The sequence below is a fragment of the Curtobacterium sp. UNCCL17 genome, from assembly GCF_000686685.1.
GTDB lineage: Bacteria > Actinomycetota > Actinomycetes > Actinomycetales > Microbacteriaceae > Curtobacterium > Curtobacterium flaccumfaciens.
In genome coordinates this window covers 271985-285040 of record NZ_JMLI01000017.1, presented here as the reverse complement: position 1 = coordinate 285040, position 13056 = coordinate 271985, and the positions used below count along the sequence as shown (strand labels likewise).

Genomic DNA, 13056 nt, shown 5'->3' with positions numbered 1-13056 from the left:
CCCACTAGGTTGGGTCGGGTGAGCATCGACACGCCTCGTCCCTGGCTTGCCTCGTACGCCCCGGGGGTCCCGCACGACATCGAGGAACAGAGTGGTTCCCTGTACGACCTGGTCGAGCAGTCGGCCCGGAAGTTCCCCAGGCAGGTCGCCCTCGAGTTCTTCAAGCGCACCACGAGCTACGCCGACCTCGAGGAGCAGATCCTCCGCGCGGCGAACGGCCTGCGGAAGCTCGGCGTGGGAGCGGGTGACCGCGTCGCCATCGTCCTGCCGAACTGCCCGCAGCACATCGTCGCGTTCTACGCGGTGCTGCGACTCGGCGCGATCGTGGTCGAGCACAACCCGCTGTACACGCCGCGGGAACTCCGCCACCAGTTCGAGGACCACGGCGCCAAGGTCGCCATCGCGTGGGACAAGTCCGTCGCGACGCTGCAGGACTTCCCGGCCGACGTGCACCTCGACGCGATCGTCTCGGTCGACATCACCCGGGCCATGCCCCGGAGCACCCGGCTCGCCCTGGCGCTGCCGGTCGCGAAGGCCCGCGAGTCCCGCGCGAAGCTGACGGCGAAGGTGCGCGGCACGGTCAAGTGGGACGACCTCGCCGACACCCGGAAGCTGTCGAAGCGGCACCCGCGACCGGCGACCGACGACGTCGCGCTGATCCAGTACACGTCCGGCACCACCGGGACGCCGAAGGGCGCGGTGCTGAGCCACCGGAACCTGCTGGCGAACGCCGCGCAGGCCCGGGCGTGGGTGCCGCAGATCCGACGCGGCGACAACGTCGTGTACGCGGTGCTGCCGATGTTCCACGCCTACGGCCTGACGCTCTGCCTGACCTTCGCGATGAGCATGGCCTCGCGGCTCGTGCTCTTCCCCGCGTTCGATCCCGCCCTGGTCCTGACGGCGATCAAGCGCCACCCGCCGACGTTCCTGCCGGCCGTGCCGCCGATCTACGCCCGGCTGCAGCACGCGGCCGACTCGGCGAAGGTGTCGCTCAAGGGCATCGAGATCGGCATCTCCGGTGCCATGCCGCTGTCGCAGGACATCGTCGAACCGTGGGAGGCCCGGACCGACGGCTACCTGGTCGAGGGCTACGGCCTGTCCGAGTGCTCCCCGGTCCTGATGGCCAACCCGGTCTCCCCCGAACGTCGACTCGGATCGATCGGCCTGCCGCTGTCCTCCACCGAGGCGCGCGTGGTCGACCCCGACGACGACACGAAGGTGCTCGGCATCGACGAGCCCGGCGAACTGCAGGTCCGCGGCCCGCAGGTGTTCCGCGGCTACTGGGGCAAGGCCGAGGCCACCGACGAGGTCTTCACGCCCGACGGCTGGTTCCGCACCGGCGACATCGTGGCCATCGACGCCGACGGGTACGTCCGGATCGTCGACCGCCTCAAGGAACTCATCATCACCGGCGGCTTCAACGTGTCGCCGTCCGAGGTCGAGGACACCCTGCTGAAGCACCCCAGCGTCAAGGAGGTCGCGGTGGTCGGCATCACGCAGGGCGGCAACGAGCAGGTCGTCGCCGCGGTCGTGCCGAAGGACCCCTCGACGTTCGACGGGGCCGCGCTCCGGGCCTGGTCGCGCGAGCACCTGGCGGCGTACAAGGTGCCGCGCCGGGTCGTCGTGGTCGAGGACCTGCCGCGCTCGATGATCGGCAAGGTACTGCGGCGGAAGGTGCGGGACCAGATCCTGGACGGCTGACGGGCGTTCCCGGGTCGGCGCCGGTCCGACTGACGCGCGGGCGCCGCTGCTGGTCAGCGGGCCCGCCGCCGCTGGTCAGCGGGCCCGCCGCCCGGGCAGCGCCAGCACGGACAGCCCGGCCACCACCAGCACGATCCCGGCCCATCCGCCGGTCCCCAGGCGCTCCCCCACCACGAGCACCGCCAGCACCGCGGCCACGACGGGCTCGAGCAGGGACAGCAGCGTCGCGACCGACGCGGTCACCGTCCGGAGCCCGAGCGCGTACAGCGAGTGTCCGATGACCGTCGGCACCAGCGCCAGGTACAGGAACACCGGCCAGTTGTCGGCGTCGGTCAGGAACGGCCCGCCCGCCACCACGGCGAGCACGACGAGCGGCACCGCGGCCACCCCGAACACCGCGCCGACGAGCCCGCGTTCGTTCGGCCCGCGGGCGGCCCGTGCGGCCGCGACCCCGACGTCCCCGCCGACGCGCATGCTGTCGGACTCCGCGCGGACGACGGCGATCGGCATCCGGCTCGTCGCAGCGTGCATCCCCCGCGCCACCGCCCACGAGTACAGCGCGTACGTCAGACCGGCGACCAGGGCGCTGCCGACTCCGACCGCGAGTGACCGCCCGCCGCCGCCGTGCTCGGAGCGCGCGAGGGTGACGACGACCATGCCGACCACGCTCACCAGGGTGGCGAGGACCCACCGGCGGGTGACGCGTCTGCGGTCGGCGACCCACTCGACCAGGCCGGCGAAGACGGGCGACGACCCGATGGCCAGGGTGGTGCCGAGCGCGACCCCGGCGTCGGCGAGGGCCGCGTAGAACGCGACCGCGTAGACCACGAGCGATGCGGCCCCGAGCAGTGCCCAGCCGCGGGTCCGGCGCTGCGTGACGGCACGCAGCGTGCCCCGGCCCGCGGTCGCGGCGAGCACGAGGCCGCCGAGCCCGAAGGTCACCGCACCGAACACGAACGCCGGCACACCGGGCGCGAAGTGCGTCGCGGTCCCGGTGGTGCCCCAGACCGCCGCGGCGACCGCGATCGCCGCCAGGCCAGCGACGGGCCTGGAGGCACGCCCCGCGCCCGGTCCGTGACTCACGAGACGTGGACGCTGGGCCGTCGGTTGACCTCGGGTTCCGCTTCGCGCAGGACCTCGCGCGTGACGGGGGCGACGTCGCCGGCGCCGGTGAACACGAAGCGCAGGGCGTTGCGGATCGGGCTGCCCTCGTTCCACTCGAAGTAGATGCTCGGCACCACCCCGGCGAGGTCGCGGATGGCGAGGAGCGTCGACGCGATGGTGTTCGGGACGTTGCCGGAGCGGACCTTGAGCACGCGGAACCCGTGGATGACGTGGCCTTCGACCACCAGGTCCTCTTCGAAGTCGGAGGAGTCGGCGGGCAGGACCTCGAGGAACATCGTCGGCACGCGGGCCGGGATGCCGGAGTCGCGGCGTTCCTCGCGCCCCTTCGCCCGGTACGCCTCGGCCGTGCCGGCACCGGGCTCGTTCGCGATGATGCAGACCGAACTGAACTGGTCGGCGTCGGCCTCGACGAACTGCCGGGCGGTCGCGTCGAGCTCGATCGACGACGCCCGGAGCTCGAACGAACGCCGCACGCGCGAGATGAGCGACACCACGACGATCGCGATGATGAAGATCGCCGCGATCCGCACGCCGTCGGGCCGCTCGATGACGTTGGCGACCGTGGTGTAGACGAACACGACCGAGATGACACCGAACGCGATGGTGCGCTTGCGCTGCTGCTTGCGGCGCGCGGACAGCGTCACCGCGACCGCTGCGCTCGTGATGAGCACCAGCACGCCGGTGGCGTAGGCGCCACCCTGGGCGTCGACGTCGGCCTGGAAGATGATCGTGATGACGAACGCGATGAGCGTGAAGATGATCACGAGGGGACGCACCGCACGCGCCCACTGCGGTGCCATGCCGTAGCGGGGCAGGAACCGCGGCACCAGGTTGAGGAGCCCCGCCATCGCGCTCGCACCGGCGAACCACAGGATGGCGACGGTCGAGAAGTCGTAGATCGACCCGAACACCCCGCCCATGTACTCGTGCGCCAGGTACGCCAGGGCACGGCCGTTCGCACCGCCGCCCGGCTGGAACTCGCGCTGCGGGATGAGGAACGTCGTCACGATCGACGACGTGATGAGGAACGAGCTCATGATGAGCGCCGCGACGGTCAGCAGTCGCTTGGTCCCGCGGATCCGGCCCTCGGGTCGGTCGCTGGTGTCGTCGCTGGCATCGCCGCGGACCTGCGGCATCACCGCGACGCCGGTCTCGAAGCCGGAGAGCCCGAGCGCGAGCTTCGGGAACACGATCAGGGCGATGCCGACCATCACGAGCGGGTTGCTGTGCTGTGCCGTCAGCCCGGACCACCAGTCGCTCGCCACCATCGGGTTCTCGAACACGTGCCAGAGGGCGACGATGATGACGACGGCGTTCAGGGCGAGGAACACCGCGACGAGCCCGACCGCGATGCCGATGGCCTCCTTGAACCCGCGCAGGAACACGATGCCGAGCAGGAGCAGCAGCGCCAGGGTGAGCGGCACCGGGATCTCGGTGAACCAGTGCGGCGTGTACGGGTTCTCGGCGATGTGCGCCGTGGCGTCGGCCGCCGACAGGGTCATCGTGATCATGAAGTCCGTCACGGCGAACCCGAGCAGCACCAGCACGAGGAGCTTGCCCGCCCACCACGGCAGGAGCTTCTCGAGCATCATGATCGACCCGGCGCCCCGGAAGCTGTCGTGGGCGATCCGGCGGTAGACCGGCAGTGCCCCGAACAGCGTGACGAGCACGAGGACGATCGTCGCGATCGGCGACAGCAGACCCGCGGCGAGCGCGGCGATGGCGGGTTGGTACCCGAGGGTGGAGAAGTAGTCGACACCGGTCAGGCACATGACCCGCCACCACGGGTGGGTCTTCTCGACCTCGACCTGGTGCGGGCCCTGGTGCGAGGCGCCCTGGTCGGCCCCGTGCAGCATCCACCGGCGCAGGCGGGTGCTGCGGTCGAGGGGCTGCTCGGTGGCGTCGCGCTGGGCGGCCCGCTCGGCGTCTGTCGCGGTCACGTGGATGATGCTAAGCCGTCCGGGTGACCCCCGTGCACACCTGGACAGCCCGGTGCACGGAGCGGTCCGACTAGCGCCGTGTGCGGGACAGGGCCGCCACGATCCCCGCCACGACCAGCAGCACTCCGGCGGCGATGCAGGCGGCCAACAGCAGGGTCGTGGTGTCCACTGAGAACATCGGCAGCGCACTCACGGCCATCGCTCCGGCGAACACCAGGAGCAGCACGCCCCAGAGGATCGTGCCGAAGCGTGCACCACCGCGTCGGGGCCGGTAGGCGGGCCCGACCGGGGCGCCCGGGGAGGCCACCGGCGCAGTCGCCTCGTCGTTCGTCGAGCCGTCGTCCGTCGGGTTGTCGTTGGTCGTGCTGTCCGTCGTCATCGTCCCGTTCCTCACTCGCCGACCGTGATCGCCCGCGGCACCTCGACGCCACCGCCGAGGATCCACAGGTGCACCGTCGTCGTCTCGTCCGCGTCGGCCGTGCGTGCCGCACGGTTCTCGAGCGTGGTGGTCCGGAGCACCCCACCGGTGCCGTCGTCGTCGCCCCCGCCGGTGTCGATCCCGTAGCCGACACCGCTCACCTCGACCCGCACCGGCAGGTCGGTCGGCAGCAGCACCTCGGCTCCGCCGGCGCCCAGCCAGAGGCTCACGTCGCCCCCGACGGCCGACGGCTCGAGTCCGCGGAGGTCCAGGGTGGGACCGCCCGCCAGCATCGCGAAGTCCCGTTCGGTCCCCGATGCGGCGCGTTCGACCTGCCACGTGGTGCCGCCGATCAGCGAGACCTGGGTGCCGGCGGGCAGGACCCCGGTGACCACCAGGGCCACCGCGGCGACCGTCGAGAACAGTCCGAGCACGTCGTCGTCGCGACCGCGGATCCCGGCGACGATCGTGGCGATCGCCAGCACCGCGAGCGCCGCGGCGATCCCGAGGACCGGGACGGACCACCCGGCCTGCTGCGCCCAGAACGCGACCCCGGCTCCGGCGACGAGTGCGAGTCCGAGGGACACGGCGACGTACGCCGCCCCGGGGCGCCGCTCCACCCGCTCGGCCCGCCGTTCGGCCGCCCGCTCGCGTTCCGCGCGCATCCGCTCCTCGTGCTGCCGTCGCCGGTCCTCGGGGCTCAGCGGTGCACCCCACTGCCAGGAGGCCCGCCCCGCGTCCGTCGCGCCGGTCGCCTCCGCAGTCCACGCGTTCCGGGCCGGGTGCGGCTCCTCGGGGCTGGTCCAGAAGTCGCCCCGCGGTGCGGCGGTCGGGTCGGTGCCGGTGCCGGTGCCGGTGCCGGTGCCAGTGCCAGTGCTCGCTGACAGATCACCGTCCACCCCGCGTCGGGCCAGGACCACGATGAGCCACACGATCCCGCCGACGAGCACGATGCTCCACGCGGTGGCGAGGGTCGCCTCGAGCCAGCCGGGCATCCCCCAGGCGTCCGGGACCCCCTGCCACCAGAGACCCCGGGCCGCGGGCACGAAGGTCAGTGCCACGAGCGCGCCGATCGCGATGAGCGCCGGGTCGAGGACCCCGCGGATCATCCGCTCGACGTGGATGCGTCCGGCCGTGTCGGGCAGCAGCGCCCAGCCGACGGCGTAGGCGAGGAAGACCGGCCCGCCCAGCAGCGCGACGACGATCGTCACGCCGCGGACCACGAGCGGGTCGAGCCCGGTGCGGCGGGCGACGGCACCGCACACGCCGGCGAGCCAGCGGTCGTCGGTGCGCGCGATGCCGAGGCCGCGGACCCAGTCGAAGAACCGGGTCGTCGAGTCGGCGCTGCCGGCGGCGGTGCCGGGAGCGGAGTCGTGCTGGTGATCGGTCATGGCCACCAGCATCCCGGCAGTGCTGCGCTGACACCATCGGGGTTCCCCCTGACCGGTCCCTGATCCCGGCCCCGGACCCTGCTGCGACCGCCGTCCGGGTGCCAGGATTGCCCCATGGCCACCGCGACGATGACGCGCCCGACCCCCAGGGTCGTCGGCGGGGTCTGCAGCGGGTTCGCGGCGCACACCGGGCTGCCGGTCGGGGCCGTCCGGCTCGCCACCGCGGTCCTGGTGGTCTGCGGCGGCGCCGGGCTGCTGCTCTACGCCTGGCTCTGGGCGACCGTGCCGAGCGCAGCCGCCGGGGCAGCCGTCGGAAGCGCACCGCTCAAGTCCGTGCTGACCCCTGCCGCCGACGTCGACCAGGACGAGCCCACCGCGTCCGCCCGGCATGCCCCGGTCGTCGAGATCCTGCTCGGCGTCGCCCTGCTCGCCGCCGCCGGCGCGGTGGTCGCGGCGCGGATGGGCGCGACGGTCCCCCTCGAGGTCGTCGTGCCCGGCGTCGTGGTCGTCACCGGCGCCGCACTCGCCTGGCGGCAGTTCGACGCGCTCCGCAACGTCCGCACGGCCGGGTCCTCCGCCCTGGTCGTCCGGGCGCTCGGGGCCCTGGTGCTCGTCGTGCTCGGCATCCTGCTGTTCTTCACGACGAGCAGCCGCCCGAACGTCTGGACCGTCCTCACCGCCGCGGTCGCCGTCCTGGTCGGGGTCGCCGTCGTCGTCGCCCCGTGGGTGGTCCGACTCGTCCGCGACCTCGCCGAGGAACGCGCCGCCCGCGTCCGCGACCTCGAGCGGGCCGAGTTCGCGGCACACCTGCACGACTCGGTGCTGCAGACCCTCGCCCTCATCCAGCAGAAGGCCGAGCCGGGTTCGGACGCGGCGCGGTTGGCGCGGGCGCAGGAGCGCGAGCTGCGGTCCTGGCTCTTCACCGAGCAGGCGGAACCTGCGCGCGACCTCGGCACGCAGCTGCGGGACGCTGCCGTGGACATCGAGGCCGAGTACCCCGCCCGCATCGAGGTCATCGCGGTCGGACCCGCCCGCAGCGACCTGCCGGACGGGCTCGTCGCCGCCGCCCGCGAGGCGATGCTCAACGCCGCCCGGCACGCCGGTGGGACCGTGAGCGTGTACGCCGAGACCGCCGGTGAGCGGGTCGAGCTCAGCATCCGCGACCGCGGCCCGGGCTTCGACGTCGACTCCGTGCCCGCGGGCCGGTACGGCGTCCGCGAGTCGATCATCGGCCGGATGCAGCGCCTCGGCGGCCACGCGACCATCGCGCCGGGGCCGGGCCGCACCGGCACCGAGGTCCGGCTGACCCTGCCGCTCGCACCCGCCACCCACGACGAGGAGCACGCATGACCGGACCCGCCCCGTTGACGGTCGCGATCGTCGACGACCACTCCATCTTCCGAGCCGGCGTGCGCGCCGGGCTGCCACCGGGCCTCCAGGTCGTGGGTGAGGCGGCGACCGTCGACGAAGCCGTGACGCTCGTCGCGGCCACGCGCCCGCGCGTCGTCCTGCTCGACGTGCACCTGCCGGGCGGCGCCGGCGGCGGCGGTGCCGAGGTCATCACGCGGTCCGCACCGGGGAACCCGGACACCCGGTTCCTCGCGCTGAGCGTGTCGGACGCCGCCGACGACGTGGTGCGGGTCATCCGCGCCGGCGCCCGCGGGTACATCACGAAGAGCTCGTCGAGTGCCGAGGTCGCCGAGGCGGTGACCCGCGTGGCGGACGGTGACGCGGTGTTCTCGCCGCGCCTGGCCGGCTTCGTGCTCGACGCCTTCGGGGCGGTCAGCGGCGAGACGGCGCAGCACGACACCGAGCTGGACCGCCTGTCCGCCCGCGAGCAGGAGGTCATGCGGCTCATCGCGCGCGGGTACGCCTACAAGGAGGTCGCGACGGAGCTGTTCATCTCGGTGAAGACCGTCGAGACACACGTGTCGAAGGTCCTGCGGAAGCTCCAGCTGTCGAACCGGCACGAGCTGACCGCGTGGGCGCTACAGCGCAAGCTGCTCTGAGCGCCCACGCCGGCCGGACCGGCCTCACTTCGCGCTGATGCGGGTGTACTTGTTGACCGCCCACGGGACGAACACCACGAGCATCACGGCGATGCCGATCAGCACCGTCAGCACGGGGTGCTGCATCGTCCAGATGTCCGGCACCGGTGCGGACCCGACGTTGCCGAAGAGCTCCCGCGCGGCCTGCACGAGCGACGACACCGGGTTCCACTCCGCGAACACGCGCAGCACCAGCGGCAGGGTGTCGCTCGGCACGAACGCGTTCGAGATGAACGTCAGCGGGAACAGGATCATGAACGAGGCGTTGTTGATGACCTCGGGCGTCTTGACGCTCATGCCGAGCAGCGCCATGACCCAGCTGAACGCGTAGCTGAACAGCAGCAGCAGGGCGATGCCTGCCAGGAACTCGAGCGGCGACGAGTTCACCCGCCACCCGACCGCCAGGCCGGTGAGCATCATGATCGCCATCGAGATCGAGTTGAGGACGAGGTCGGAGTTGGTGCGCCCGACCAGTACCGCGGACGCCGACATCGGCAGCGTCCGGAACCGGTCGATCAGCCCTTCCTTCAGGTCCTGCGCCATCGCCGATCCGGAGAACGTCGCACCGAACACCACCGTCTGCGCGAAGATCCCCGCCATCAGGAACTGCGTGTAGTCGGTCCCCTGGACCTGGATGGCGCCGCCGTACACCTGGCTGAACAGCAGCACGAACATGATCGGCTGCAGCACGGCGAACACGAGCATGTCCGGCGACCGCTTGAGCTTGATGAGGTTCCGCTTGGTGACGGTCCAGCCGTCCTCGACCCAGACGGCGAGCGGCGAGGTGACGACGACGGGCAGCTGCCGGCCCGGTGCGAGGGACGTGGTGGTCATCGTGCCGTCTCCTTCTGCTTGGAGGCCGCGGGTTCGTCGGCGTCGTCGTCCGTCGCGGCGTGTCCGGTCAGGCGGAGGAAGACGTCGTCGAGGGTCGGGCGTCGCATGCCGGCGTCGTGGAGTTCGATGCCGGCCGCGCCCAGGTCGGCGAGCACGCGCTGCAGGGCTGCCGGTCCGGCCTCCACCGCGATGGCACGGGTGCGGCCGTCGCCCGAGGTCTCGACCTCGCCGACCCCGTAGCGGCGGAGCACCGTGGTCGCCGCGTCGCCGTCGGCCTCGTCGACCAGGGTGACGACCACCCGGTGCCCGCCGACCTGCGCCTTGAGCTGGTCCGCGGTGCCCTCGGCGATGACCGCCCCGTCGTCGATGACCGCGATGTCGTCGGCGAGCCGGTCGGCTTCCTCCAGGTACTGGGTGGTGAGGAGCACCGTCGCGCCCTCGGCCACGAGGTCTTCGATGATGCCCCAGAGCGCCAGCCGGCTGCGCGGGTCGAGGCCCGTCGTCGGCTCGTCGAGGAACAGCACGCGCGGGTTCATCACCAGCGCCCCGGCGAGGTCGATGCGTCGCCGCATGCCGCCGGAGAAGCCCTTCACCGGACGGTCGCCCGCCTCGGACAGGTCGAAGACGTCGATGAGCTCCCGGGCACGATCGCGCGCGGTCCTGCGGCCCAGGTGGTAGAGCCGCCCGATCATCTCGAGGTTCTCGAACCCGGTCAGGTTCTCGTCGACCGCCGCGTACTGCCCGGACACCCCGATGGACCGCCGGGTGGCCTGCGGGTCGGCGATCACGTCGATGCCGTCGATCGTCGCGGTGCCCGAGTCCGGCGTGATGAGGGTGGTGAGCACCTTCACCACCGTGGTCTTGCCCGCGCCGTTCGGCCCGAGCAGCGCCTTCACGGTGCCCTGCGGCACCGACAGGTCGAGTCCGGCCAGCGCGTGCACCGGCCCGGACTTCGACCTGTAGGTCTTGGTCAGCCCGGAGGCTTCGATGATGGCCATGTCGCTCCTTCGTCGGACACGGTGGGTACCCGGGGGTCCGGTGGAGCGACGGACGTCACTCAGACGTCGAAGTCACCACCACCGAAGTCGCTGAAGCCACCGCCGAAGTCGGATCCGCTGTCGCCCCAGCCCGCATTGTCGAAGCCGCCGCCGTCGGATGCGCCGCCGTCGGACGCCCCGGCATCGCCGGATTCAGCACCAGTGTCCTCCGAACCACCGTCACCCGCAGCGTCGGTACCGCCATCGAACGAACCGGGGTCGGGCAGGAACGCGCTCATGATCGCCGAACCGATGACGTAGCCGGCCACCGTCCCGAGGATCGAGGCGCCGATCATGCTGCCGAACGACGGGCCCCCGCGCTGGCCGCCGAAGCGTCCGCCGCCACCGCCGACGCCGCTGAGCGAGCGCTCCATGAAGCCCGGCTGGCGGATCTCGGAGCGGGTCGCCGACTGGGCGAGCGAGCGCGGGTCGTCGCCACGGGGCGCCTCACCGGGAGGCGCTGTCCGGGTGAACTCGTCGTAGACCATGCGGCGCTGCTCGTCGGTCAGCTTGGCGAAGGCCTCGGCGTGGACCTCCTCGATGCGCTCCGGCGGGGCCGTGCGGAGCAGGTAGCGGTAGCGCTCGACCGCACGTTCGTCGTCGGTCGTCGCGCCCTGCTGCTGCGTCGGTGCACCGCCCCACTGCGGGACGCCGTACTGGCCGCCCTGCGGTGCGGACGGTGCCGGCTGCTGGTAGGACTGCTGGCCGTACCGGTAGCCCTGCTGCTGCGGCGGCTGCCCCCACTGGTTCTGCTGTGCGTCCGCGGATCGGTCACGCTCCGGACGCCCGAGCAGGCGGTCGAGGAATCCCATGGTCGATGCTCCTTCGGGTGCACGGCGGATCCGGTCGGACCCGTCGTGGACTGCAACACTACGAACCCCCGGCGTCGGATGACTGAGCGCCCGCTCAGAGTCGGCCGGGAGGCGCGTGCCGGCCTGGCACCGCGCCTCCGGTCCGCACCGTGCGCCGCGGCTCACCCCGCGGCGAGCGCCGCCGTCCACACCGCGTGCAGCTCGTCCGCGGCCCCCGGGTGCGCCACGAGGAACGGCTCCCCCACGGGCGGGAAGCCCTCGACGGGGCCGGACGGCGTCAGCACGACGCCCCCGGCCTCGTGCACGAGCAGCACCGCGGCGCCGTGGTCGACCGGGTTGAACGCCGAGACGCAGCCGCCGATCCCCCGCCCCGCCGCGACCTGGGCGATCGTCAACGTGCCCGATCCCTGCACCCGGAGCGTGCACGACCGGTCGGCCAGGGCGTCGAGGAACGCCCCGAACCCCGGCCACGGGCGGTGTCCGTCGAGCTCGGTGCCGACGACGGCGCCGGCGAGCGGCCGGGGTGTGTCGTCGAGTCGGAGCTGGCGGTCGCGCAGGGTGGCGCCGCGGCCGCGTCGGGCCTCGAGCACCTCGCCGCGCCAGGGGTCCGCGACGACGCCGACGAGCGGACGCCCGCCACGGGTCAGGCAGAGCGACATCGAGGTCCAGGGCACGCCGTTCGCCAGGTTGGTGGTGCCGTCGACGGGGTCGAGGAACCAGCGGTGCCGGTCGCCGGGGGCCTCGCCGTACTCCTCGCCGGTGAACCCGTGCGTCGGGAACACCATCCGCACGCGGGAGCGGACGTGCTGCTCCACCAGGCGGTCGACGTCGGTGACCAGGTCGGCGGGGTTCGCCTTGGTGTGGACCTCGCTGACCGGGTGTTCGCGCGTGTACGCGATGACCTCGTGGGCGATGCGGTGGGCCAGGGCCTGGGCGCGCGAGGCGACCTCGGTCTCGGTGGGCTCGCGGTCGCGCTCGGGCCAGCCGTCGCGCTCGGCCGCCGACAGGGCTGCCCCGATGGACCCGACGTCGTTCGTGGTGATCGAGTCGACACCGAGCCGGGCTGCCCAGATGGCGGGCTCGACGTCGTCGATGGTCCAGACGGCGACGCGCAGCCCCAGGGCGTGCGCGACCTCGACGGTGCGCGGGGTGAGGAACGCGACGTCGAGGTTGAGCGTCGACGGCTCGAGCGCCTCGAGGTCCGCGGCGACGGGCGGATCGAGCGACTCCCACGCCAGCCAGACGTCGGCGTCGGGCAGCACGGAGCGGACGGCCGCCATCGCCGCCGGCGCCCCGCACCAGGCCACCGCGGTGGAGCCGGTGAAGCCCGCGACGGTGCGGGCGGCGACCAGGGCGTCCTCGGCGTCGGTCAGGTCGACGAGCAGGGTGGACCGGCAGCCGTCGAGCCGTTCGAGTGCACCGTCGAGCCGCGGGATCCGGTCGAGGCCGTTGCCGAGCCGGGCGACGTCGCACCAGTCGACGTCGGACACCCGCCGGGCGTCGCCCCACATCCGGCCGAGGGTCTCGTCGTGCAGCAGGACGGCGACGCCGTCGGCGGTGCGACGGACGTCGACCTCGATCACCTCGGCGCCGAGCGCCTCGGCGACCGCGATGGCGGGCAGGGTGTTCTCGCGCCGGACGCGCGGCGCACCGCGGTGGGCGACGAGGCGTGGCGGACGCACGCCGGGCCTGGCGTCCGCGCTGGTCGAGACCACACGGTCGACCGCAGGCGCAGGCGCAGCCGCAGCCG

Annotated in this window: 11 protein-coding genes; 3 read left to right on the top strand and 8 right to left on the bottom strand. The window is 72.9% G+C overall.

Going from position 1 to position 13056, the window contains the following annotated elements; translation table 11 throughout:
* The first annotated feature begins 18 nt into the window (after nucleotides 1-18).
* On the top strand, nucleotides 19-1701 hold the full coding sequence (locus BR70_RS0101455) for a long-chain-fatty-acid--CoA ligase (protein ID WP_027464626.1): 1683 nt from the start codon (nucleotides 19-21) through the stop codon (nucleotides 1699-1701).
* A gap of 75 nt (nucleotides 1702-1776) precedes the next feature.
* On the opposite strand, the gene BR70_RS0101450 is transcribed toward BR70_RS0101455, so the two are convergent.
* From BR70_RS0101450 to BR70_RS0101435, 4 genes are all read right to left on the bottom strand, one after another.
* The gene (locus BR70_RS0101450) at nucleotides 1777-2784 is read right to left on the bottom strand and encodes a DMT family transporter (RefSeq protein WP_027464625.1); all 1008 of its coding nucleotides are present in this window, start codon (nucleotides 2782-2784) and stop codon (nucleotides 1777-1779) included.
* Nucleotides 2781-4682 (bottom strand): APC family permease, encoded by a 1902-nt coding sequence (locus BR70_RS0101445; protein ID WP_231495623.1) that lies wholly within the window; start codon nucleotides 4680-4682, stop codon nucleotides 2781-2783. The genes BR70_RS0101450 and BR70_RS0101445 overlap by 4 nt, the downstream gene beginning before the upstream one ends.
* A 154-nt stretch (nucleotides 4683-4836) precedes the next feature.
* Nucleotides 4837-5145 carry a hypothetical protein gene (locus BR70_RS23045; protein WP_027464623.1) on the bottom strand — a complete coding sequence of 103 codons (309 nt, stop codon included), beginning with the start codon at nucleotides 5143-5145 and terminating at the stop codon, nucleotides 4837-4839.
* Between the two features lie 11 nt (nucleotides 5146-5156).
* Nucleotides 5157-6575, bottom strand: a complete 1419-nt coding sequence (locus BR70_RS0101435) for a PspC domain-containing protein (RefSeq protein ID WP_197019596.1) — start codon at nucleotides 6573-6575, stop codon at nucleotides 5157-5159.
* Between the two features lie 114 nt (nucleotides 6576-6689).
* On the opposite strand from BR70_RS0101435, the gene BR70_RS18950 reads away from it, so the two are divergent.
* Complete coding sequence (locus BR70_RS18950) at nucleotides 6690-7925, top strand: ATP-binding protein (protein ID WP_035807602.1); 1236 nt, start codon at nucleotides 6690-6692, stop codon at nucleotides 7923-7925.
* Nucleotides 7922-8584, top strand: a complete 663-nt coding sequence (locus BR70_RS0101425) for a LuxR C-terminal-related transcriptional regulator (protein ID WP_027464621.1) — start codon at nucleotides 7922-7924, stop codon at nucleotides 8582-8584. The genes BR70_RS18950 and BR70_RS0101425 overlap by 4 nt, the downstream gene beginning before the upstream one ends.
* 24 nt (nucleotides 8585-8608) lie before the next feature.
* Here the strand turns inward: BR70_RS0101425 and BR70_RS0101420 are convergent, their stop codons facing one another.
* The 4 genes from BR70_RS0101420 to BR70_RS22000 form a co-directional block, all read right to left on the bottom strand.
* Complete coding sequence (locus BR70_RS0101420) at nucleotides 8609-9457, bottom strand: ABC transporter permease (protein ID WP_051596514.1); 849 nt, start codon at nucleotides 9455-9457, stop codon at nucleotides 8609-8611.
* Nucleotides 9454-10455 (bottom strand): daunorubicin resistance protein DrrA family ABC transporter ATP-binding protein, encoded by a 1002-nt coding sequence (locus BR70_RS18945; RefSeq protein ID WP_035807598.1) that lies wholly within the window; start codon nucleotides 10453-10455, stop codon nucleotides 9454-9456. Before BR70_RS18945 ends, BR70_RS0101420 begins: the two co-directional genes overlap by 4 nt.
* Nucleotides 10456-10514: 59 nt before the next feature.
* Nucleotides 10515-11306 (bottom strand): hypothetical protein, encoded by a 792-nt coding sequence (locus tag BR70_RS0101410; protein WP_027464619.1) that lies wholly within the window; start codon nucleotides 11304-11306, stop codon nucleotides 10515-10517.
* Nucleotides 11307-11467: 161 nt separating this feature from the next.
* On the bottom strand, nucleotides 11468-12988 hold the full coding sequence (locus BR70_RS22000) for an inositol monophosphatase family protein (RefSeq protein WP_051596513.1): 1521 nt from the start codon (nucleotides 12986-12988) through the stop codon (nucleotides 11468-11470).
* Between the last annotated feature and the right edge of the window lie 68 nt (nucleotides 12989-13056).

What these genes read in the sequence shown, in the direction of transcription:
- BR70_RS0101445 (WP_231495623.1), bottom strand. Translation starts at nt 4,682, where the DNA reads ATGCTGCACGGGGCCGACCAGGGCGCCTCGCACCAGGGCCCGCACCAG.
- BR70_RS23045 (WP_027464623.1), bottom strand. Translation starts at nt 5,145, where the DNA reads ATGACGACGGACAGCACGACCAACGACAACCCGACGGACGACGGCTCG.
- BR70_RS0101435 (WP_197019596.1), bottom strand. Translation starts at nt 6,575, where the DNA reads ATGACCGATCACCAGCACGACTCCGCTCCCGGCACCGCCGCCGGCAGC.
- BR70_RS18950 (WP_035807602.1), top strand. Translation starts at nt 6,690, where the DNA reads ATGGCCACCGCGACGATGACGCGCCCGACCCCCAGGGTCGTCGGCGGG.
- BR70_RS0101425 (WP_027464621.1), top strand. Translation starts at nt 7,922, where the DNA reads ATGACCGGACCCGCCCCGTTGACGGTCGCGATCGTCGACGACCACTCC.
- BR70_RS0101420 (WP_051596514.1), bottom strand. Translation starts at nt 9,457, where the DNA reads ATGACCACCACGTCCCTCGCACCGGGCCGGCAGCTGCCCGTCGTCGTC.
- BR70_RS18945 (WP_035807598.1), bottom strand. Translation starts at nt 10,455, where the DNA reads ATGGCCATCATCGAAGCCTCCGGGCTGACCAAGACCTACAGGTCGAAG.
- BR70_RS0101410 (WP_027464619.1), bottom strand. Translation starts at nt 11,306, where the DNA reads ATGGGATTCCTCGACCGCCTGCTCGGGCGTCCGGAGCGTGACCGATCC.